Origin of the sequence: Phenylobacterium sp. CCH9-H3 (assembly GCF_001557235.1) — a bacterium.
Lineage (GTDB): Bacteria > Pseudomonadota > Alphaproteobacteria > Caulobacterales > Caulobacteraceae > Phenylobacterium.
Genome location: NZ_LSJI01000025.1, coordinates 44,319 through 66,165 on the forward strand (window position 1 = coordinate 44,319; position 21,847 = coordinate 66,165).

At 70.5% G+C, this 21,847-nt stretch carries 16 protein-coding genes and 1 tRNA gene; 9 read left to right on the forward strand and 8 right to left on the reverse strand.

Annotation, left to right across the window (positions count from 1 at the left end; translation table 11 throughout):
* Window positions 1-12: 12 nt before the first annotated feature.
* The 3 genes from AX721_RS01955 to AX721_RS01965 all read right to left on the reverse strand — a co-directional run bounded on the left by AX721_RS01955 (window position 13) and on the right by AX721_RS01965 (window position 7,189).
* Window positions 13-3,132, reverse strand: a complete 3,120-nt coding sequence (locus AX721_RS01955) for a TonB-dependent receptor (RefSeq protein ID WP_156466959.1) — start codon at window positions 3,130-3,132, stop codon at window positions 13-15.
* A gap of 244 nt (window positions 3,133-3,376) precedes the next feature.
* Window positions 3,377-5,866: a glycoside hydrolase family 3 protein gene (locus AX721_RS01960; RefSeq protein WP_068874251.1), complete on the reverse strand. Its 2,490-nt coding sequence runs from the start codon at window positions 5,864-5,866 to the stop codon at window positions 3,377-3,379.
* Between the two features lie 255 nt (window positions 5,867-6,121).
* Window positions 6,122-7,189 (reverse strand): LacI family DNA-binding transcriptional regulator, encoded by a 1,068-nt coding sequence (locus AX721_RS01965; RefSeq protein ID WP_068874253.1) that lies wholly within the window; start codon window positions 7,187-7,189, stop codon window positions 6,122-6,124.
* A gap of 90 nt (window positions 7,190-7,279) precedes the next feature.
* On the opposite strand from AX721_RS01965, the gene AX721_RS01970 reads away from it, so the two are divergent.
* The 7 genes from AX721_RS01970 (at window position 7,280) to AX721_RS02000 (ending at window position 14,834) form a co-directional block, all read left to right on the forward strand.
* Window positions 7,280-8,527 (forward strand): MFS transporter, encoded by a 1,248-nt coding sequence (locus AX721_RS01970; RefSeq protein WP_197422434.1) that lies wholly within the window; start codon window positions 7,280-7,282, stop codon window positions 8,525-8,527.
* Window positions 8,528-8,602: 75 nt separating this feature from the next.
* On the forward strand, window positions 8,603-8,782 hold the full coding sequence (locus tag AX721_RS01975) for a hypothetical protein (RefSeq protein WP_068874255.1): 180 nt from the start codon (window positions 8,603-8,605) through the stop codon (window positions 8,780-8,782).
* A 95-nt stretch (window positions 8,783-8,877) separates the two neighbouring features.
* Window positions 8,878-9,498, forward strand: a complete 621-nt coding sequence (locus tag AX721_RS01980) for a molybdenum cofactor guanylyltransferase (protein ID WP_068874256.1) — start codon at window positions 8,878-8,880, stop codon at window positions 9,496-9,498.
* A gap of 112 nt (window positions 9,499-9,610) precedes the next feature.
* Window positions 9,611-10,141 carry an RNA polymerase sigma factor gene (locus tag AX721_RS01985; RefSeq protein ID WP_068874257.1) on the forward strand — a complete coding sequence of 177 codons (531 nt, stop codon included), beginning with the start codon at window positions 9,611-9,613 and terminating at the stop codon, window positions 10,139-10,141.
* Complete coding sequence (locus AX721_RS01990; RefSeq protein WP_068874259.1) at window positions 10,131-11,072, forward strand: FecR domain-containing protein; 942 nt, start codon at window positions 10,131-10,133, stop codon at window positions 11,070-11,072. The genes AX721_RS01985 and AX721_RS01990 overlap by 11 nt, the downstream gene beginning before the upstream one ends.
* Before the next feature lie 79 nt (window positions 11,073-11,151).
* Entirely contained in the window at window positions 11,152-13,557 is a 2,406-nt protein-coding gene (locus AX721_RS01995; protein WP_068874261.1) for a TonB-dependent receptor, read from the forward strand.
* Window positions 13,557-14,834: a ComEC/Rec2 family competence protein gene (locus AX721_RS02000; RefSeq protein WP_156466961.1), complete on the forward strand. Its 1,278-nt coding sequence runs from the start codon at window positions 13,557-13,559 to the stop codon at window positions 14,832-14,834. Before AX721_RS01995 ends, AX721_RS02000 begins: the two co-directional genes overlap by 1 nt.
* On the opposite strand, the gene AX721_RS02005 is transcribed toward AX721_RS02000, so the two are convergent.
* Window positions 14,803-15,864 (reverse strand): tyrosine-protein phosphatase, encoded by a 1,062-nt coding sequence (locus AX721_RS02005; protein ID WP_068874263.1) that lies wholly within the window; start codon window positions 15,862-15,864, stop codon window positions 14,803-14,805. The two genes, AX721_RS02000 and AX721_RS02005, sit on opposite strands and share 32 nt — an antisense overlap.
* An 11-nt stretch (window positions 15,865-15,875) precedes the next feature.
* On the reverse strand, window positions 15,876-18,452 hold the full coding sequence (locus tag AX721_RS02010) for a TonB-dependent receptor (RefSeq protein WP_231754693.1): 2,577 nt from the start codon (window positions 18,450-18,452) through the stop codon (window positions 15,876-15,878).
* 217 nt (window positions 18,453-18,669) lie between these two features.
* Here AX721_RS02010 and AX721_RS02015 point away from each other — a divergent pair, with 217 nt between their 5' ends.
* A complete protein-coding gene (locus AX721_RS02015) occupies window positions 18,670-19,905 on the forward strand; it encodes a TetR/AcrR family transcriptional regulator (RefSeq protein WP_068874265.1) in 1,236 nt (411 codons plus the stop codon).
* A gap of 106 nt (window positions 19,906-20,011) precedes the next feature.
* Here the strand turns inward: AX721_RS02015 and AX721_RS02020 are convergent.
* A tRNA-Ile gene (locus tag AX721_RS02020) sits at window positions 20,012-20,087 on the reverse strand.
* Window positions 20,088-20,196: 109 nt separating this feature from the next.
* Here AX721_RS02020 and AX721_RS02025 point away from each other — a divergent pair.
* Window positions 20,197-20,940, forward strand: a complete 744-nt coding sequence (locus AX721_RS02025; RefSeq protein ID WP_068874267.1) for an SIMPL domain-containing protein — start codon at window positions 20,197-20,199, stop codon at window positions 20,938-20,940.
* Window positions 20,941-20,944: 4 nt separating this feature from the next.
* Here the strand turns inward: AX721_RS02025 and AX721_RS02030 are convergent, their stop codons facing one another.
* Together AX721_RS02030 and panD are read right to left on the reverse strand one after the other, a co-directional pair.
* Window positions 20,945-21,343 carry a hypothetical protein gene (locus tag AX721_RS02030; RefSeq protein ID WP_068874268.1) on the reverse strand — a complete coding sequence of 133 codons (399 nt, stop codon included), beginning with the start codon at window positions 21,341-21,343 and terminating at the stop codon, window positions 20,945-20,947.
* Between the two features lie 64 nt (window positions 21,344-21,407).
* Window positions 21,408-21,764 (reverse strand): aspartate 1-decarboxylase, encoded by a 357-nt coding sequence (gene panD / locus AX721_RS02035; protein WP_068874269.1) that lies wholly within the window; start codon window positions 21,762-21,764, stop codon window positions 21,408-21,410.
* Window positions 21,765-21,847 lie beyond the last annotated feature (83 nt).

A 21,847-nucleotide genomic window follows, 5' to 3' on the forward strand; every position in this document is an offset into this window, starting at 1 on the left:
CGGCTGCCCGGGTCAGAACTTGTACCGCGCGCCGAGCAGATAGCGCGTGTCCAGCTCCTGGGCGAAATAGGGTTCGTCCTTGTCGCGGGCATAGGTCCGCAGGTTCTCCTCGAAGATATTGATCCCTTCGAAGGTCACGGCGAGGCGTTCGTTGACGTCGTAGCTGATCGCGAAGTCCACCTGGGAGAAGGGCTCCACGAAGACGGGATTGCGCGATCCCTGGCGGTTCAGCCGGGCGAGGTACTTGTCGCGCCAGTTCCAGGACAAGCGCGCCGAGATGCCATACTTCTCGTAGATCAGCGTCACGTTGGCCGTGTCGCTGAGCCCCACGAGGGCGAATTGGTCCTGCCCGGGGTCCGCGCCGATATCGAAGCCGATGTCGCCGTCCACGAAGGTGTAGGCGCCGGCGATGCCGAGGCCCGTCTCCCCGAAGAAGTGCGCGCCCGCCACCTCGAAGCCCCAGATCTTCGCCGACCGGTTGTTGATCGGCTGGGACACCTGGAAGCTCAGGAGCGGATCGCTGGCGTTGGCGCTGATGTCCACGGCCGCCAGGATCTGGTCGACGAAGGCCTGGTTCAGGTCGCCCAGCGTCCCGCCCGGGCCGGCGATCCGGTTGGCCTGGAACTGCGCCCTCGCCGCGTCCACCGAGCCGGTCGTGGCGATGAGCGCCGTGGCGGTGAACAGGTTCACGTCGGTCTGGTTGGCGCCGACGGAATTGAGCAGGTCCCGCGCCTGGCCCGACCGGGTCCCGGCGGCGCCGGAGCTGGGATCGCGCAGATCGAAAAGCGGCCGGTCGAAGGTGCCGACGCCGACGAAGTTGTTCACCCGCTTCTCGAACACGCCCGCCGAAACGAAGCTGCCCGGCTTGTAGTACCACTCGATCGAGACGTCGAAATTGTCCGAGATCAGCGGCAAGAGGTCGGGGTTGCCGGAGCGCCCGAGCGGGATCGCGCCGTTGGCGATGGGCCGGTTCGGCGCCTCGGCCGCAAGCGCGGCGAACAGGTCCGCATAGTCGGGCCGAGCGATCGTGCGGCTGAACGAGGCCCGGGCGACCAGGTCGTCCCGCAGGTCGATCTGGAAGTCGAGCGCCGGCAGCAGGTTGTTGTATTTCCCCTTTCCGTCGATCGGCTGGTACTGGCTGGAGGTGTCGATGCGGAAGTCGTTGTCGGCTGTCCACACGATGCCCGTGGGAACACGGACCTGCGAGATGGACTCCACCTTGGTCCGCTCGTAGCGCACGCCGGCCACCATCGACGCCGGCCGTCCCGCAACCTCACCCTTCCAGGTGAGTTGGCCGTAGACCGAGAAGATGTCCTCATCGACGCGGTTGTCGCCCTGTTCGGTGATGCCGACGGCGTTGCCGCGCTGGGCGTAGAACGACGACAGGGCGTCGTAGAGGTCGATGGCGTTGGCGCGGAAGGCTACCAGCCCGGGGCCGGTCTGCTGGGGATCGAACTCGTCGAACTTGCAGGCCAGGCAGAATTCGCTGACCAGATTGCCCGCGACCCTGGACACATCGCCCGGGTTGGAGATGCCCCAGCTACCGAGGTCCTGCTGCGTGTTGACGTTCGACTGTCGCATGCGGGACGCGCGGAAGTTTGCGCCGAAGTCCAGCCGGCTGCCGGCGTCGTCCAGGTCCCAGGTCACGTCGGCCCGGATTTCCTTGATGTCCTGGCTCTGCCGGTGGGCGAAGGTCCGCGCCACCTGGCTGCCCAGGTCGCCCACGTCCAGCGCGCCGTTGCCATTGCCGCGGGGGGCGGCGTCGTTGATCGTCGTGCTCTGGACCGGAATCCGGCCGCTGTAGTCCACCGAGTGGGCGGCGATCACCGGCGCGCCGATGGCCACCAGGGTTGCGCTCGCCCCGTTCGAGCCGCCGGGCTTGCTCTGGGCGCGCGACAGATGGCCGTCCACCGAGATCGAAAGCCGGTCGGTCGCCTGCCAGGCGCCGTTCAGGCCGAAGGACTGCAGGCTGTCGGTGTTGGCCCGGTACTGCTGCTCGAAGCCGACGTCCTTCACCCCGCTCAGCGTCTCCTGCAGGAAGATCGCGGTCGCGACGGTGGGATTGTCGTCGAAGGTCACCTGGTTGAACGGCCGGTTGAACCAGTTGGTCTGGTCGTTCCGCTCCTCGTGCGCCTTGTTGCGCGCGTACAGCGCATCGGCCGTCAGGGTGAAGTTCTCGGTCGGCCGGAATTGCAGGGTGACCTGGCCATTGAGACGCTCCCGCTCGCCTTCGGAGAAGTGATAGCGGCTGTCGTTGGGGATCGCGACCAGGGTGCTGGGACTGGACGGCGCGTTGGTGATCCGCGTCGTGCCGTCGTTTCTCACGAAGCCGTTGGACGGATTGAGGAAGTCCGCATAGGTGCGGATGTTCCAGTCGTTCGAGGTCGCACTCCTGCTCGTGAAGTTTCGCTTCTGGTAGCTGCCGAAGATGGAAACGCCGAACCGGTCGTCCTGGTCGGCCCAGTTCAGCAGGCCTGAGACCTCCGGCGTGATCTTGTCGGCATCCTCGAGGCTCTTCTCGACGCCCGTGTCGTAGAGCCCCTTGAGGCTTACGCTGCCTGTGAGGCCCTCGTCGCCGTCGAGCGGCCGACGCGTGCGCACGTTGATGGCGGCGCCGATGCCGCCGGACGGGATGGCCGCCCGCCCGGTCTTGTAGACCTCCAGCGCGCTCACGCCTTCCGAGGCGAGATTCGAGAAATCGAACGAGCGGCTGGTGCCGCGCGAGTTGTCGGAGTCCTGGTCGCCGCCCACCGTCTGGACGTCGGCGGTCGGCATCGTACGTCCGTTCAGGGTCACCAGGTTGAAACCGCTGCCGAAGCCCCGGACGGTCACCCGCGACCCTTCGCCGTTGGTGCGGTCGATGGACACGCCGGTGATCCGCTGCAGCGACTCCGCCAGGTTCGTGTCGGGGAACTTGCCGATGTCCTCGGCCACGATCGCGTCCACCACCCCGCTGCTGTTGCGCTTGATGCCCATCGCTTGCTCGATGGAGGCGCGGAAGCCGGTGACGACGATTTCTTCGACCTCGCCCGGCGCTGGATCCCTGGGCTGAGCGACGGCCACACCCGCAAACAATGACGTCGAGATGGCAAGAGCAGATGAAGATGTACGCAGGAAACTACGCCGTTTCATGGATATTCCCCCGTATCTGTAGGATCTATGTGATCCTGGTTATTATTGCAGCGCAGCATTCTTTCTGCTCCGCATCTATCGCGGAACTCAGAACACTTACCGTCTATCTATGGTAGCGTTATCATTACTCATCCAAGACCGTCAATCGGAAGATCACGATTTTTCACGCCGCCGTCACAATTGCGCGGCGACCGGCCGGCGAATTCGGCGCAAACGTCAAATTCAGCCATGTCGACCCCTGGTCTCATGGGCAGACCGCGTCGTTCTGGTTTGGCGCCAGCCGCAGTTCGGCCAGGGCGAGCTCCAGTCCGCCCGAGGCCTCGATCCAGGCCGGCGCGGTCACCGCAGCCAGGTCCTCGCCATTCGCCCGGAAGCACGACAGCCTGACCTTGATCGTTCGCCACGCGCCGGCCGGGGCCGCGCCAAGAACGTCCTGGAGGGGAACGCTGGCCGCACCTATTCCCAGGCGGACGGCGCCTGTGGGCCGCCGGTCCACCCGGTAGGTCGCCAGCAAGGTCATGTCCCCATTGGCCTGGCGCCGGAGGTCGACGGCGGGGCCGGCGAAAACGGCTCGGCCTGCGCCGGCCCAGGCAAAGGCGCGCCCGGACCCCTGCAGACCCGCCGCGTCCACGACGCGCACGGCCAGGGCGCCGGCCGGCGAGGCGCCCGCCTCGGCTCCTGGCGCGACCGCATCGCCGCCGGAGTCCCGCAGCACGAGCCGCCAGGGCTCCGCCACCCGTCCGCCCACGAGGTATCGATCGACGTTTTCGGCGACGGCCGCGACGCCGGAGACCTCCGAAAGGCGCGGAACCTCGCGGCCGGTGCGATAGGTCAGGCCATAGCCGTAGGCGAACAGGGGATCGTAGCCCGGATCGCCGCGATTGAGGCTGAATTGGTCGGCGCGCTTGGGCCAGGAGAAGGAGAGCTTGCCGCGGAAGTCCGTCCGCGGACGGCCGCGCGCATCGCCGACTAGGACGTCGGCCACCCCGGCGCCTTCGCTGCCCGGCAGCCAGGCGGCGACGAAGGCGTCCGCGGCGTTGATCTCCGGGTTCACCCACAGCGGACGGCCGGACAGGAAGACCGCCACCACCGGGACCCCCTGCGCCTTCAGCTTCCGTAGCAGAGCCAGGTCCGCCTTCGCGCCCGGCTGGTACTCCAGCGTGGCGCGGTCGCCCTGGAACTCGGCATAGGGGTTCTCGCCGAACACCACGATCGCCACGTCGGGACGGACCTCGAACCGGCCGTCCGGGCTGAGCTCAGCCTGGCCGCCGCCCGCGGCGACGGCGTCGCGGATGCCGGTCCAGATGGACTGGGCGTTCGGGAAGTCCGCGGGCCCGTTGCCGGTCCCCTGCCAGCTCAGGGTCCAGCCGCCGGTCTGCTTGCCGATATTGTCCGCCCCGTCGCCGGCCACCAGGACCCGCGCCTTCGCGGAGATGGGCAGCACCCCGCCGTTGTTCTTCAGGAGCACCAGGGACTGGGCCACGGCGCGACGCGCCAGGGCGCGGTGCTCCGACGCCCCGATCAGCTCGACCCGGCCTTCCAGAGGCCGCGGCCCGAACACGCCTGCCTTCGCCTTGACCCGCAGGATGCGCCGCACGGCGTCGTCCAGCCGGCTCATCGGGATCTCGCCCGTCCGGACCTGCGCCAGCGTGTTGCGGTAGAGGCCCTTCCAGCTGTCGGGAGCCATGAGCATGTCGACGCCCGCGTTAACGGCCTGGGGACAGCTCTCGTTGGCGCAGCCGGGCACCTGCCCATGCGCGTTCCAGTCGCCGACGACGAAGCCGTCGAAGCCCATCCGGCCCTTGAGCACATCGGTCAGCAGGCCCCGGTGGCCGTGCAGCTTCTCGCCCTGCCAGCTGGAGAAGGACGCCATGACCGTCATGACCCCGGCGTCGATGGCCGAGGCGTAGCCAGGGGCGTTCAGGCGGGCGAGGTCGGCCTCGCTCGCGCGGTTGTCGCCCTGGTCGCGGCCGTCCGCCGCGCCGCCGTCGCCCAGAAAGTGCTTGGCCGAACCGGCCACGTGTCCGCCCTGCAGCGCGGGCCATTCGGCAGGCGCCCCCTGCAGGCCCGTCACCAGGGCCCGGGCGTAGGCGGCCACGATCTCCGGGTCCTCGGAATACCCCTCGTAGGTCCGTCCCCAACGATCGTCGCGGACGACGGCGACGGTCGGGCCGAACGCCCAGTCGATACCCACGGCGGCGGTCTCGCGCGCGGTCGCAGCGCCGATCCGCCGGATCAGCTCCGGATCGCGCGCCGCGCCCAGGCCGATGTTGTGCGGAAAGATCGTGGCCCTCACCACGTTGTTGTTCCCGTGCACGGCGTCGATGCCGAAGATGAGGGGGATCGACGGGCGGCCGGGGCGCGCCTCCGCCGCGGCCGCCCGGAAGGCGCGGGCCGTGGCGAGCCAGGCCTCCGCGGCGGAACGATCGGGCGCGCCCAGCGGCGGGCTGTCGCCGCCGGCCAGGATTGAGCCCAGCGGGAACTCGCGTAGGTCTTCGGGCCGGATCGAGCCGATGTCGGCTTGGATCAACTGGCCGACCTTCTCCTCCACGCTCATGCGCGCCATCAGTTCGTCGACGAAGGCTTCGGTGCGCGGGTCCTTGAGACCCCGGCTTTGGGACGCCGGCCAGATCTCGGGATGCACCGCCTCGGCGGGCGCTGCGGCCCGTGCGTCGGCGAAGCCCAGCGCGGCCACGGTGGCCACGCAAGCGCCGCGAAGGAATCGCTGCCCCATCCGACGCCCGTTCAGCCGCGGGAAAAGGACGGCGCGGCGGTCTGGCCGCCGCGCCAGGTGGGGACGAACAAGGCCGCGGCATACGCCCGCGCGCCCAGGCGAATGCCAGGCGGGACCATGGATGTTTCCTCCCGGCCGTCTCAGGTCGCGGCCGTTGCAATATTGAAACCGTTACGTGCAATGACAGCGCTGTCAATGAATTTCGATAACGCTAACATCGCAAGCCGGCGTCACCGCCGACGACGGAGCGGTCTTTCAGGGGCGATCGTGGCGCACGGGCGGCGGCGGGGCGGTCGATTCCCGCCCGATCACGACATAGGCCACTTCGCGGACTCGCGGAGCGTCGTGGGTCGAATCCTGCGCATGGGCGATGATCATCCGCGCCGCAGCCTCGGCCATCTCGGCCACGGGCTGCCGTACCGTGGTCAGCTGCGGCGCCGAGAACTGGGCGCCGGGCGCATCGTCGAACCCCGCCACCGACACGTCGCCAGGTATCGACAGGCCCAGCCGCCTGGCCGCCTGGATCACGCCGAAGGCCATGTCGTCGTTGCTCGCGAAGATGGCCGTGGGCCGCGGATCGGCCGAAAGGATCCGCAGGCCGCATTCCAGGCCCGATGGGAAGGCGAAGTCACCCTCGGCGACCCACTCTTGTCGCATCTGCAGACCGTGCTGCGCCATCGCGGCCTCGAAGCCCTCGCGCCGCGCGCGGCTCGCCGCATAACGCGGGCTGCCGACGACGAAGCCGATGTCCCGGTGCCCCATGCGCGCAAGATAGGCCGTCATGTCGTAGGCCGCGCGGTGGTCGTCCATGTACACGCGCCGGCCGCGCGACGGCTCCGTCTCGGCGCCGAGACGCACATAGGCCACACCGCGGCTGTCGAGAGCGTTCAGGACCACGGCGCTGTCCGACACCGGCGGCGTTAGGATCAGCCCGTCCGGACGCAGCGACGACACCATCGCCAGGATGTCCCGCTTGAGCGTGGCCGAGCCCACGTCCACAAGCTCGATCAGCAGATGGCAGCCGGCCTGGCGACACTCCATCAGCGCCCCGAGCTCCATCCGGCTGAGGTAGTCGTTGCCGCGTCCCGAGCGCCAGTGTTCGATGGTCAGCTCCGCGTCGACCAGCGCAGCGATGATGTAGGATCTGGCCCCCGCCAGCCCGCGCGCCGAGAGGCTCGGGCGATAGCCCAGGGATTCGGCGGCCTCTTCCACCTTCCGGCGCAACGCCTCGGTGACATTGGGCTTGCCGTTCAGGACCCGTGAGACCGACTTGATGGAGACGCCGGCGCGCTCCGCAACGTCGTAGATCGTGACCGCGCTCATCGGGTCTCCCGCGCCGGGTGAGAATGGAGGCCCGCCGGCGCCGTCTCGCGGCGATTGCGCCGCGCCGCAGACCGCACCAGGATGCCCTTCGTGTCCAGCGCTTTCCTTGCAGATGTCCCGCCACGACCGCAAGCCGCCAGCGGCGCCTTCCTGGCTGCGCTGGCGATCGCGCAGATGGGCGCCTTCCTGGCGTTCATGCCCCTGCTCACGATCCTCGCGCCGCTCAAGGCCGCCGCCATAGACCCGGCCGGCAAGGCCTGGATCCTGGCGCAGGTGGGCTTTTGGGGCGCGCTCGTGGCGGGCGGGGCCAATATCCTGGCCGGCGCGCTCAGCGACGGCACCCGCTCGCGCTTCGGCCGACGGCGGCCTTGGCTGATCGTCGGCGGCTTGGGCACGGCCGCGTCCTGCTTCGTCATCATGCGGGCAGATACGGCGTTCGAGCTGGTGGCGGGGGTCCTGCTGTTCCAGTTTTGCCTGAACCTGATGTTCGGGCCGCTGGTGGCCCTGCTCGCGGACGAAGTCCCGCCGGCGCAGCGCGGCCGCGCGGCCGCATTCATCGGCCTCGCCCCGCCCGCCGGCGCGTTGACCGGCGCCCTGCTCGTCGGCGTGGCCTTGCCGCAGGAGAGCGTCCGATACGGCGTCGTCGCGGGCCTGCTGCTCGTCGCCATGGTCCCAGTGCTGCTTCTGGCCCACGAGACGCCCACCGGCCCCAACGTCTTTCGTCTGGCCCGCCCTCACCGCGCCGGGAAATGGCGGCCTCTCCGGCTGACCCGCGACTTCTCCGTGGCGTGGCTCTCGCGACTGCTGATCCAGGCGGGGATCACCATCGTGTCGCTGTTCACGCTCTTCAACATCCAGGATCGCGCCGCGCCCCCCGGCGGCCTCGCGCCCGAGGCGCTGCTCGGCCTGCTCGTGATCGGGGCAAGCCTAGTCCAGATCGCCGCAAGCCTGGCCGGCGGCTTCCTGTCGGACCACCTTCGGCGTCGCAAGGCGTTCGTGCTCATGGCCGGTTTGATGGTGGCCGCCGCCGCCGTGCTCCTCGCCTTCAGCGCCGATTGGCGTCTGATGGCGGTCGCCTTCGCCATCTTCGGCGCCGGCTACGGGATCTTCACCGCCGTCGATGCGGCGCTGATCACCGAGGTGCTGCCGTCGGACCGCGACGCCGGCCGCGACCTGGGCGTGAGCAACCTGGCCAACACCCTGCCGCAGATGTTCGCCCCGATCCTCGGCGCGCTGCTGCTGCAGATCACCGCCGGCTACGCGTGGCTCTACCTCGCCGCCGGCGTGGCGGCCGCGACCGGCGGCCTGCTGATCCTGGCCGTCCGCCGCGCCCGCTGAGACCTGGACGGCTCGGCGCCGCCGCGGATTGACACAGGTCATGGCGAGGCCGGCTCGGGCGCGCAACCTGCGCCAATGCTGACGACCTACGAGTTCTACATCGCCCAGAAAGACTCGCCGCCGCGCTTCGTGCCCGTCCTCTGCGCGTCGGAGCTCGAGCTCATGCGCCGCGCCCGCGAGATGCTGGCGCAGGAGAACGCCGAGTTCGTCGAAGTCCGCCGTGGGGGCGAAGTCCTCTTGCGCCTCGTGGGCTGAGCCCCGACAACGACATTGATGGTCCTGCCAATCGCCCCGGAGGCGCTGATCGCGCCTCGCGTCGCCGTCCGCCGCCGTTCGCCTGGACGCAAGCGATGAGGGGCCCCGTCGCCGTGGTGGTCCTGGCGGGCGGTGAGGGGCGCCGCATGGGCGGCGGCAAGCCGCTGCGGACCTTCGGCCAGACCACCCTCCTGGGCCAGGCCATCGCCCGCGCCCGGCGCTGGTCGCCCATCGTCGCCGTCGCCGTGCGCGCCAGGGATCAGATCGCCGGCGATATCGACGCACCGGTTCTGCTGGACGATCCCTCGATCCCCGGCCCGGCGGCCGGCCTCGCCTCGGCCTTCGCCTTCGCCGCCGGTGCGAACACGGCGCGCTTCCTCACGCTGCCGTGCGACGCGCCGTGGCTGCCGGACGACCTTCTGGAGCGCCTGGATGCGGCGCTCGGCGATGAAGGCGTGGCGGTGGCGAGCAGCCTGGGCTGGCTGCACCCTACCTGCGCGCTCTGGCGGACCGACTGCGCCCGCCGACTGCCCGCCTACCTGGCGACGGGCGCGTCCCTGCGGGGCTTTGCAGCCGATTGCGGCATGATCCAGGTAGAGTGGGAGCCAGGTCCCGACGGCGACCCGTTCGCCAACGCCAATACGCCCGAAGATCTGGCCGCCCTGCAGCCCGGCGCCGGCCTGGGTCGAGGCGTCCCTGGAGATGGCGTGGGCTGAGCGCGCGCGCCTCAGGCCAAACTTGCGGCAAACCGCAGGTTCGCCGCGGCGGCGACGGAAGATCGCGAGATCGAGCGCGCGTCCTGTCATCGTTCGGTCCTAGATAGCCGTCATGGCCGACGGTGAGACGCGGAAGGAGGAGCTTGCCGGGTGGGTCGGCGAGCACGACGCGGCGCTGCGCGCGTTCGTCTCGCGGCGCGTGGCGGACCGGACACAGGCCGAGGACCTGGTGCAGGACACCTACCTGCGCCTGCTGCGCGCCGGCCCCGACACCGGCGCCGTACGCAACCCGCGGGGATTCCTGTTCCGGATCGCGTCTAACCTGATAGCCGACATGTTCCGCAAACGCCGGACGCGGCAGGAGGACGCCGGATGGGACGGGCCGCTCGCCCCCGTGCTGAGCGACGATGGAGTCGGCTCGCCCGAGCGGCGATTGATCGGTCGTGGGCGGCTGGAGCGCCTGGAACGCGCCCTGGCCGACCTCACGCCGAAGGCGCGCGCCTGTGTCCACCTCGTCCGCTTCGAGGGCCTGACGCCGCGCCAGGCCGCCGCGCGGCTCGGTCTCACGGAAAAGGCGGTGACGCGGCAGCTCGAGCGCGCCCTGGCTGCACTGGCGCGGGAGGTGGACGACGATGAACGCTGACGGCCCCCGGCCCACCTCAGAAGCGCTCGCCGAGGCCTCGGCCTGGCTGGTGCGCCGCCAGTCCGGGGGCCTGGACGCCGAGGCGCAGGCCCAGCTCCGCCGCTGGCTGACGGCGGCGCCCGAGAACCCCGTAGCGCTGGACGCCGCGCTCGAAGCCTGGTCGGCCCTCGACGCCGATCCCGCCCTCGCCCGGCGCACGCGCCGCTCGGCGGCGGGCGCCGTTGCCGGCCGCACAGCCGCGCCCATGGCCGCCGCCCTCTGCGTCGCGGTTGGATCGTGGGCATGGTTCGGCTCGATCGAGACGAAGAGCTACGCCACCGGGATCGGCGAGGTGCGGACAGTCGCGCTTGCCGACGGCTCCACCGTGCGCCTCGACGCCATGTCCCGGATCCGGGTGCGGCAGACGCTGCTGGCGCGTGACGTCGAGCTGTCGGCCGGTCAGGCCGTCTTCGATGTGGCGAAGGCGCGCTGGCGGCCGTTTCGGGTGAAGACGGACCAGATGCAGGTGACCGCGCTCGGCACCCGCTTCACGGTCTCCGAGCAGCCGCTGCGGGACCAGACCGACCTGCTGCAGGGCCGCGTCGAGGTGCTGCATCGCGCCAGCGGCCGCAAGGTCGAGCTTGCGCCCGGCGAAGGCGCATCGGCCGGCGTCGGCGGCCTGATCCGGGCGAAGACCGACGCGGAAGCCAGCCTCGCCTGGACCCGCGGCCGCATCGTCCTGCGCGACGTCCGCCTGGCCGACGCGGTCGGACGGTTCGCGCCGTACGCGCCGGGGACGGTGGTCTTCGGCGATCGGTGGATGGAGAGCCTGCGCGTGTCGGGCTCGTTCCGCACCACCGACCGGGAGGCCTTCCTGCGCTCGGTCGCCGACCTCAACGACCTGGGGCTCGAACGCCCGTCGGGCGACACCTGGCGGCTGGCCCGTCCGTGAAATTTTCGCGACGGGCGGGGAAGCCGCGCCTGTTCCGCGTCATCCCCCGTAGAGCAGCACCGCTCGCAGGGGGAGTTTCATGAGGATCCGCACCATCGCCGCCACGACTTTGGCGGTCGCGCTGTCGGCGCCGGTCGCCGCCGTCGCCCAGGCGCGCGCCTTCACCATCGCCAGCCAGCCGCTGGACGCGGCGCTGTTGCAGCTCGCGCGGGAGGCCGACCGCAACGTGGCCTTCACGCCCGAGATGGTCGCCGGGCGGCGTTCCGCACCCGTCCGCGGGGCGGCCAGCGTCGAAGCCGCGCTCGGCCAGATGCTGCAGGGCTCGGGGCTTACCTATCGCCTGGGCGACGGCGGCGCGGTGACCATCGTGCGCCGGACGGAGGCGGTCCCGGCGCGGCCCGCGCCAGCCGCGCCGCGTCCCGCTGCGGGCCCGGTCGCCGCCACGGACGAGGGCGTGATCGGCGAGGTGATCGTCACCGTGCAGAAGCGGGCCCAGCGGGCGCAGGACGTGCCGATCCCCATGACCGTCATCGACGGCGCCTCGATCGACGCCCTGCGGCTGGACAGCCTGCGTGACGTCTCGCGCGTGACGCCCGGCCTGCTGGTCTCCACGTTCAGCGCCAACAGTCCGGTGATCGCGATCCGCGGCGCCAGCAACACCTTCCAGCAGATCGGCGTGAACAAGCCGGTGTCCATCGTTGTCGACGACGTCTTCCTGCCGCGCAACACGGTGGCGGACACCGAGCTGTTCGACCTGGCGTCGGTGCAGGTGCTCAAGGGGCCGCAGGGCACGCTCTTCGGCCGCAACGTCACCGGCGGCGTGATCGTCATCGACACGGGCAGCCCCAGCCTCACCCAGCGCTCGGCCGTGGCGCAGGTCGGCTACGGCAATCACAACGCAGTGCAGCTGCGCGGTTCGGTTTCGTCGCCGCTGGGCGACCGCGCCGCCGCGCGCCTGACCGTCTCGATCCGCGACCGCGATGGCTACGGCCGCGACCGCCTCACCGGCCAGACCCTGGACGACCTGGAGAGCCGCAACGCCCGCGGCCAGGTCCGGCTGGTCCCGACCGAGAGCCTCGATCTTCTGGTCAGCGCCGACTACGCCGAGGACCACACCAACGGTCGCACCCTGTCGTCCAAGACCCTGGGCTCCGACGGCGACCGCCGCACCGCCGAGCTGGGGGTGCGCCAGCGCTTCGACCGCACCCTCTGGGGCGCCTCGGTGCGCGGGACCTGGGATGCGCCCTTCGGCCAGATCACCTCGATCACCGCCTATCGGGAGTCGCAGTCGGGCGAGCTGTATTCAGGCGTGGGCGCAAACTTCGCCTTCCTCACGAGCGGCAGCCAGCAGGTCAACGACGACTCCGACGCCCTGAAAACGTTCAGCCAGGAGGTGCGCTACGCCTCGCCCAAGTGGGCCTTCGGGGATTTCGTCGCCGGCCTCTACTACCTCGACGAGGAGGCGTCGCGCCGCCTGTCCCAGGTGGGTCTGGCGGCCCCCACGGGCGCCGTGGTCAGCAACCTGTTCCTGACCCAGGCCGTGGAGGCGACCAGCCTGGGCGTCTTCGTGGACGGCAACCTCAACCTGCCCGCCAACCTGCGCCTGACGGTGGGCGGCCGCTATACGCATGACAAGAAGGAGGCCTCGCTCAACCGGCTGGACCGCATCAACGCCGTCGGCAGCTTCAACGTCGCAGGCGCCGAGGAGAGCTGGAGCGAGTTCACCCCGCGCGCCGTGCTGAGCTGGACCCCCACGACCGACGTCATGGTCTATGCGAGCCTCGCCAAGGGCTTCACCTCGGGCGGTTTCAACACCGAGGCGGCGACGGCCGCAGCCTTCCGGACGCCGTTCGCGCCGGAGACGGTGGTCAACTATGAGGCGGGGCTGAAGTCGCAGTGGTTCGACCGCCGCCTGCGGTTGAACGCATCGGTCTTCCGCATGAAGTACGACGACAAGCAGGAGCTGCTGTTCAACGGCCTGACGCGCATCCTGACGATCGTCAACGCCAGCGAGGCCACGTCGAAGGGGTTCGAGGTCGAGCTCTCGGCCACGCCCTTGCCGGGCGTCGACCTTGGGGTGAACTACGGCTACCTCGACACGCGTTACGACGATTTCGTCATTCCGGGCGGCGCCAACAACACCGGCAACCGCCTCGGCTCGTCGCCCAAGGTGAAGTACAGCCTGCTGCTGGATGTCCGCCAGCCACTCGGCGACTGGGGCCACGTGCTCGGCAACGCCACCTATACCCGGACCGGCGGCTACTTCACCGGCGCGGCGCGCGACCCGAACCTGTTCGTCGCGGCGTACGACCTGATCAACGCCTCGGTGGGCGTCGAGACCGCCGACGGCCGATTTCGCCTGATGGCGTGGGGCAAGAACCTCGCCGACACGGACTATGTCCTGATCCCCTCCACCCAGGGCGTACTGGGCGAGTACCTCGGCGAGCCGCGCACCTACGGCGTCAGCTTCACGGCGCGGTTCTGATGGCAAGCCGCCGCGAGGTCCTGGCCGGCCTGCTGGCCGCGGCGGCGCAGCCCGCGGCGGCATCGCCGTCGGACCGTCCGGGCGAGCCGCTCTCGCCCTGGCGGCCCGGCCAGACCGACATCCACCACATCGCCACCGGCCGCGGCGACAGCGCGCTGATCGTCGGACCGGACGGCCGTACGCTGCTGATCGACGCCGGGGCCTCGGCCAGCCCGCCCGCCTCGTCCACGCCTGCCCGCCCGGATGCGAGCCGCAACCCCGGCGCCTGGATCGGCCGCTACGTTCGCCGCCGATTGGCGGACACCGGCGGATCGCAGCTCGACGTCGCCGTGGCCACCCACATCCATCCCGACCACATCGGCGACCCGGCGGTAGGAGCCGCGGACCCGCGCGGATACGTTCGCACCGGGCTGAGCGAGGTGGCCGAACTCGTGCCGATCGGCCTGATCGTCGACCGCGGCGCGCCGGCCTACGAGGTCCCGGCCGTGGGCTCGGACCCCACCTGGGCCAACCACCGCCGCTTCGTGGCGGACAGGCTCCGGGCCGGCGGACGCGTGGAGGCCGTACGCGTCGGCGATACGGGACAGTTCGGCCCGGCGCGCGACGGCTTCGAAGTCCGGCCACTGATCGCCAATGGCCGCGTCTGGAGCGGACGGGGCCTCGAGACACGCGACCTCTTCGCGGACCGGCCCGCGGGAGGGCCCCTGGACGAAAACCCCTGCTCGATCGGCCTGCGGCTGATCCATGGCCGGTTCCGCTATTTCACCGGCGGCGACCTCGTCAGCTACACCGGCGACGGCGCCACGCCCTGGCGCGACGTCGAGACCGCCGCCGCCCGGGCTTGCGGCCCCGTCGACGTGGCGGTCGCCCCTCATCACGGCATGTTCGACGCGGTGGGCGCGGACATGGCGCGCGCCCTGCGTCCCCGCGTCTGGGTGATCCAGGCCTGGCACGCGGCCCATCCGGGCATGCTGCAGCTTGAGCGGATGTTCAGCGCCCACCTCTATCCCGGCCCGCGCGAAGTGTTCGCCACCGGCCTCACCGACGCCAGCCGGCTCACCAACGACCGCCTCGTGCGCCGGATGGCGGCCAGCGACGGGCACGTCGTGGTCCGCGTCGCTGAGGGCGGCGGCTCGTACCGCGTCATCGTCACCTCGAACCGCGACGAGGCCGACCGGGTGGTCGCGGTGTTCGGTCCCTTCGCCTCCAGCAGCGCCGTTTCGGCGCCGTCCAGCCCGCGAGCGCCTACTCCAGATAGGTCGCCCGAAGGCGGGTGAGCTCCGCCGGCCCGACACCCAGGGTCTGCAGATACGCCTCGACGCCGCCGTGCCGCCGCTCGATCTCCGTGAAGACCGCCTGAAGATACTCGGCCTCGACCCCTGCGAACACCCGCGCCACATCCGGCGGCAGGCGCGAGAAGAAGCTCATCTCCGCCGAGCCATTCGCCTGAGGCGCGGCGTCTGCCGGCATGGCGTAGTACTTGTTCGACAGCAGGTAGTCGGCGACCACCGTTTCCCTCGGCACGCCCAGAGCCGTCAGCACCAGGGCCGTGGTCACGCCGGTCCGATCCTTTCCGGCGGAGCAGTGATAGAGCACGGGCCCTTCGCCCTTCAGCAGCGCCTGGAAGACATCGCGGAAATGCTCGGCATGGCTGTCGAGCACCCCCGGATAGAAGTCACGCATCGTTGTCCGCGCCTTCTCGGCGTCGACGCCTCCGGCGAAGGCCTTGGCGAACGGTCCCATGTCCATCTGGTAGTCGTGCGAGACGATGCGGGTCGAGGCATTCGCCGGCAGCGCGGTCGGCTGGGCCTTCCGCTCGGAGGTGGACCGCAGGTCGACGATCGTCCGGACGCCGAGCGCGTTCAGGAACGCCTGGTCCGCGGGCGTCAGGCCCGAGAGCTCCGCCGAGCGGTAGATGACGCCCCACTTCACGCGCCGCCCATCCGCCGTGCGATAGCCGCCGGCGTCGCGGAAGTTGCTGGCGCCCTGCAGGGGAAGCGCGCGCTCCGCGAGGTGCAGGATGCGTCCGTCTGCGCCCTGCAGCGCGACATAGGCCCGCCCCGCCGGAAGAGGCTCCTCGTGCACGCCGTCCCGGTCGTCGTCGGAGATCAGCCGCATCGCCGCGGGGGGCGCATCCGGCGCCTGGCCGAGGAACACGTCCACGGCCTCGCCCGCCGATGCGGTCCAGGTGACCCGCAGGGCGCCCGCCGCCGTGCGTTCGAGCTGGGCGTCGACCACGGCGGCCTGCGCGGCCGTCGAGATCGCCGCGCCGGCCAGCAGGGAAAGGAGGAGGCGGGAAAGGGTCATCGGAGGCTCCCTCAGAAGGTCACGCGCGCGCCGGCCAGGAAGCGCCGGCCGATCTGCTCCACCTCGACGGGGTGGTTCTTGTCGCCCTCGTAGGCGACGTAGGTCTCGTCGGTGAGATTGTTGGCGTCGAGGAAGACCGAGAGATGGTCGTTCACCGCGTAGCGCACCGACAGGTCGAGGCTCTCATAGGCCTTGCGGAACTGGTCGCCGAACCCGGCGAGGCTGAGGGTGTCCACCCAGTCGTCGCGCCATTGGTAGCTGAGGCGGGCCGAGAGGCCGTACTTCTCGTAGTAGACCGAGGCGTTGACGATGGTGTCCGAGGTGCCGGGGAACGGCGCCTTGCCGCCGCCGGGCCGGGTGAACTCCCCGTCCAGCAGCGCGAGGTTCGCCTGGATGCCAAAGCCATCGAACGGGGCCGGCAGAAAGACGAACTGCTGCAGATAGGCGAACTCCAGCCCGTACAGCTTGCCGTCGCCGCCGTTGAGCGTGCTGGTGTAGTCGTAGGCGCTGCGATCCACCCCGGCGCTGTTGTAGCGGCCGTCCCCGACCGGCTCCGTCGAATTGAACAGCACGTCGCTCACGTCCCGATAGAACCCACCGACCGAGACGAGGCCGGCGCCCGGCAGGTAGCGCTCCAGCGAGACGTCGCCGCCCCAGGTCGTCTCGGGCTTCAGGCCGGGATTGCCGCCGTTGACCGACCGGCCGACGTCGTTCACGGCGGCGCCGGTGCGGATCGTTCCGAACGAGGGCCGCGAGATGCCGCGCTGGAACGCGCCGCGCAGCACGAGATCCTCGGTCAGGTCGAACTTCACGTTCAGGCTCGGGAAGAGGTCGGTGTCCTCGTTTTCCACCTTGAGCGGCGTCGCCGTGGTCCCGACGGTCACGAAGCCGTCGATGGTCTGCTCCAGGCGCTCGACGCGCAGACCCGCCACTACCTGGGCGGGTCCGACGTCGAACTTGGCCATGCCGTAGCCGGCCAGCAGCTTTTCCTCGATCTGGTAGGTGTCGCCCGGCGCGACGTTGCCGGCCGGGTTGTAAAGGCCCGCCGCCTGGAGCGCCGACAGCGCCGCGCCGAGGTCGGCCCGCATCCGGCGGTTGTCGACGTAGTTGATGTCGAAGCCCAGCGGGAAGCCGGTGTTCCAGGTCTCGCCGGTCACATAGTCGCCGGGCCGGAAGGCCATGCCGATGCGCGGCAGCAGCGCGAACAGGGCGACCGTGGGCGCGGCGCCGGACAGGATCGATCCCGTGATCTGGCGGTCGTCGTACTGCAGGCCGAAGGAGGCCTCGACCTCCCGGCCGCCCAGGTCGAAGGTGCGGCTCGCGTCGGCCTTGTAGACCCAGGCCTCGGACTCGATGGCGGAGGTCAGCGGCAGGACGAGGTTCACGTTGTAGCCCGACTGGTCGAACGCTGAGAGCGGCGCGCCCCGCACGAACGAGCCCGCCGTCGGCCCGGCCACCGTCGAATACAGCGTGACGATGGGGAAGTTGCGGTCGGTCAGATCGTAGGTCAGCGACGGGCGCTGCAGCGGCGATCCGTACTGCTGGAGCACCAGGGGCAGGTCCGTGGTGTTCTCGGTCTCGGCGTAGCTCGCCCGCCACTCCGTCTTCCAGCCCGACAGCTCGTGGTCGCCGCCCACCGTCGTCAGGTGGATGGAGTTGCGGTACTCGCCGTAGTTGAAGCTGCCCCGCACGGGCACGCCCACCAGATCTCCGCCCGCGGGACCGCGGGTCCCCGACACCGCCGAACCGATCTGCAGCACATACTGGTTGCGCTGCTCGTCGTCGTTGAACTCGCTGTAGAGGGTCTTGGCGAACAGTCGGTGGCCGTCGGCCGGCCGAAATTCCACGCCCAGCAGGCCGGCGTTGTTCTCGCGTTCGACCAGGTAGTTGCGGATGTCCAGCACGGTCGGGTTCCCGGCCGCGTCGTAGTCGAACTCCCGGTTGTCGGTGGTCTGCTTGCGGCGATAGTGCGAGGCTGCGGCGATGATCCCGAAGCGGTCGTTCGACCAGGACGCCCGTGCGCCGAACTGCTCCTGCGCCCCGCCGCCCAGGTCCATCTCGCCGTAGCCGGCGTCGGCGCTGAGCGAGAAGCCGGCCCGGTCAAACGGCGAAAAGGTCTTCAGATTGACCCGCGCCACCACCGCCTCGGCCGAAAGGTCCGGCGTCAGCGACTTGTTGACCTCCAGCGCGTTGAGGATCACGGCCGGCACCGAGTCGAACCGGAAGGCGCGCTGGCCGCCGGCTTCATCGACGCCGATCACGGTGATCCCATCGATGGAGACGCTGGTCCAGCGATTGGGCGCGCCGCGCACCTGGATATAGCGCTCCTGGCCCTGGTCGCGCTGCACCGCCACGGCCGGAATCCGCGCCAGGGCGGCGGCCGAATTCTGGTCGGGGAACTGGCCGATCGTATCGGCGGCGATGACGTTCACCAGGTTGTCGGCTTCGCGCTGCTGCAGGAGCGCCGCCCGCTGGCTGCCGACGATGGGCGAGCCCGTCACCACCACTTCCTCGACGCCCGGAGCCTCCGCGGCCTCGCCGTCCGCCGCCTGCGCCGCGGGGGCCAGGGCGACGACGCCGAGCGCCACGCTGGCCAGCCATCGCCCTCGACCGGAAACACCACCGAACCGCCGCATCTGATCCCCCGCTGCAATGCTGGGCGGGAGTTATCAATTCGAACGAATGTACGGTGTGAAGCTTCCGCGAATTTTTCACGCCACTTCGGCAAATGGCATCGATGCGCCGGGGACGTCGAACGATTGTACGCTCTTGAACCGTGGGCGCCGCGGGCTGCTATGCTGGCGCATGGCGGTTGCCGACACACCTGAGTCGCGAGGCGACGACGCGCGCAGCCGCCTGCTGGCCGCGGCGCTGGATCTGTTGGGCTCGGGCGGCGCCGAAGCCGTGAGCGCGCGCGAGCTGGGCGAACTGGCCAATGTCTCGGCCTCCGCGGTGAACTACCATTTCGGCGGCCGCGAAGGCTTGCTGGCCGCGGCTCTGGCCGCCGCCGCCGGCGCGGCCGCCCGTTGGCGCGCGGACTCGCTGAATACGGCGCCGGCGCGGATCGCCGCCAATGCCCTGCCCGCCTCGATCGCGGCTCTGATCCAGGACCTGTGCGATGAACGCGGCGTGCCCGCCACGGCGCTGCGCGAACTGCGCCAGCTTGCCGGGCGTTCGGCCGCGCCCGCGCCTGCCGCCGCGCACGATCAGGCCGACGCCGACCGGTTCTGGACCGAGGTCGCGGCGCGCTCCAGCCTGCCCGAGGCGGCCGGGCCGCGCCTCTCGGACTTCGCGATGGGCGCGCTTTCGATCCACGGGCGATGCGCGGATTGGCGGCGCGAGCTGCCCTGGCTCCACGAGGCCTGCGCCCGGCTCGTCGCGCGGCTTGCCGGACGTCGCGAAGATCTGCCGGGTTGGGATGGATGGCGCGCCGCGGTGGCCGCGAACATCCAGGTCGCCGCGGCGGCCGCGCCCGCCTCGCCTGCGGCCGAGCGCATGCTTCGGGCTGCCGCGGACATCGTCGGCCGCGCCGGCGCCGCCGGGCTCACCCATCGCGCGGTGGCGGCCCAGGCGGCGACGTCCCTGGCCAATGTCACCCACCACTTCCCGACCCGGGCCGCGCTGTTGCGCAGGACGTTCCAGCACGTCTACGACCGGGTCCGGTCCAGCGGCGGCGCGACCCTCGACACCACGCCGCTCAGCATCGCCGCCCTGAGCGCCGAGATAGCGGCGACCCTCGTGGACGAGGCCGGAGCGCTGAACCCCGGCGTGCTCGCCCTGCATGAGCTGATGCTCGCCGCCGCCCGCGACCCGCAGCTTCGTTCGGAAGTGGATGAACTGCGCGCAAATCGCGGTGAAGGAACGGCCCTGGCCATAGCCCGTATCGCCGGCGCCCAGGCCCCTCCCGACCGCATGGACGCCTATGTGGTCTCCACCATGATGCTGGGCCTCATCCTGGCTGCGGGCGCCGCGCCGCGCGCCGGCCGCCGGGCCGCCCTTCAGTCACGCCTGCAAGGCCATCTCGAGCTGCTCTTCGGCTGAACCGGCGGTCGCGCCCGCGTCGAAGCCGCCCGGAGGTTTTTTCGCGCATTTTCAACGGATTAGCGGATTTTGGCGAAACGCCATGAAACCGACGGTAACCGGCGGCTGGTGGGCCCGGCAGGACTCGAACCTGCAACCAGACCGTTATGAGCGGCCGGCTCTAACCATTGAGCTACAGGCCCCTGCAGCGCGGATCGCCGCGTTACCATGAGCTGCACGGCGCTTAAAGCTTGCGTTCAGGTGGGAATTGCGACCGTAGGGCTCGTAGACCCCGGACTGGAGATCTCCCCCATGAAGACCCTGATGCGCGCGACGGCGATCGGCCTGGCGCTGGCCGTGACCGCGGCCGCTCCCGCCGCGCTGGCCCAGGCGGCGCCCCCGGCCGCGGACACCATGTTCCGCGCCACCACCCTGAACCTGGCGGCCTATGGCGAGACCAAGGTCGCCCCCGACATGGCCACGATCACCCTGGGCGTGATGACCGAGGGCAAGACCGCCGCCGAGGCCATGCAGGCCAATGCGGCCCGGATGAACGCGGTGGTGGCCAGCCTCCGCAAGGCGGGGATCCCGGACAAGGACATCCAGACCTCGAACCTGAACCTGAACCCGCAGTACAGGTACCAGGAGAATCAGCCCCCGGTGCTGGTGGGCTACCAGGCGTCGAACAACGTCACCGTCACGGTGAACGACCTGAAGCGGCTGGGCCCCGCCGTGGACGCCACCGTGAACGCCGGCGCGAACCAGGTGCATGGGATCAGCTTCGGCCTCTCCGACCCCACCGCCGCCGAGAACGCGGCGCGCGAGGCGGCCGTGAAGGCGCTGGCGGCGAAGGCGGACCTCTACGCCAAGGCGACCGGCCACCGGATCTCGCGCCTGGTGTCGCTGAGCGAAGGCGGCGGCTATGCGCCCCAGCCGCCGATGCCGATGGTCGCCTACGCCGCCAAGCGTGAGATGGCCGACGCCGGCACCTCGATCTCGGCCGGGGAGATGAAGGTCCGCATCGACATCAGCGGGCTCTACGAGCTCGCCCGATAGGCCGTTACGGGGCCGGGGCCTTCGAGACTCCGCCCCTGCGGAAGGCGCCTTCCAGGCGGTCGGCCATCATCCGGCCCGGGAAGGCGCGCTCGCCCTCCATCATGGCCGCGTAGACGAACTGCGTCCCGGAGATGGCGCCCGCCGCCCAGCCGACGCCGCGCGAGGCGTCGGCCTGGGTGTTGCAGGACAGGGTGCGCGGCTGACCATCCTTCGCGACCGCCTCCAGCAGGCTGGAGAGCTTGCGGGTGCCGGGCGCGTCGCAGGCCGGAAATTCCCGCGCGCAGGTGGTGGCCGAATTGTAGCGGTACAGCACCCTCCCCGACCCCGCCTCGGCGATCAGGACGCAGGTGTTGGGATCGCCCACCGCCTTCGACACGGCCGCGTCGAGGTCGTCGTGGTTCACGCCCGGCGGCGCGCCGGGCGAACAGGCGCAGAGGGTCAGGGCCGCCAGCGCGGCCCCGGCCAGCTCAAGCGGCCTTCTTGATCTCGTTGGCGTCGTCCAGCAGGACCACGGTGGGCGCATAGTTGCGGGCTTCCTCGGCAGGCAGCATGCCATAGGTCACGACGATAACCTTGTCGCCCTTTTGCACCAGCCGGGCGGCGGCGCCATTGACGCCGATCACCTTCGAGCCGCGGGGGGCCTCGATGGCGTAGGTGGTGAAGCGCGCGCCGTTGGTGATGTTCAGCACGTCCACCTGCTCGTGCGGCAGGATGCCCGACGCGTCCAAGAGGTCGCGGTCGATGGCGATGGAGCCTTCGTAGTCGAGATCGGCCTGGGTCACCGTGGCGCGGTGCAGCTTGGCCTTCATCAGCGTGAGCAACATGGGCGTTCTGGCGTCCTTGTGGCCTCGCCCCCTCCCGGAGCGTCGCGCATATACGCATGCCGCGCACGGGGTTCAATGCGGCA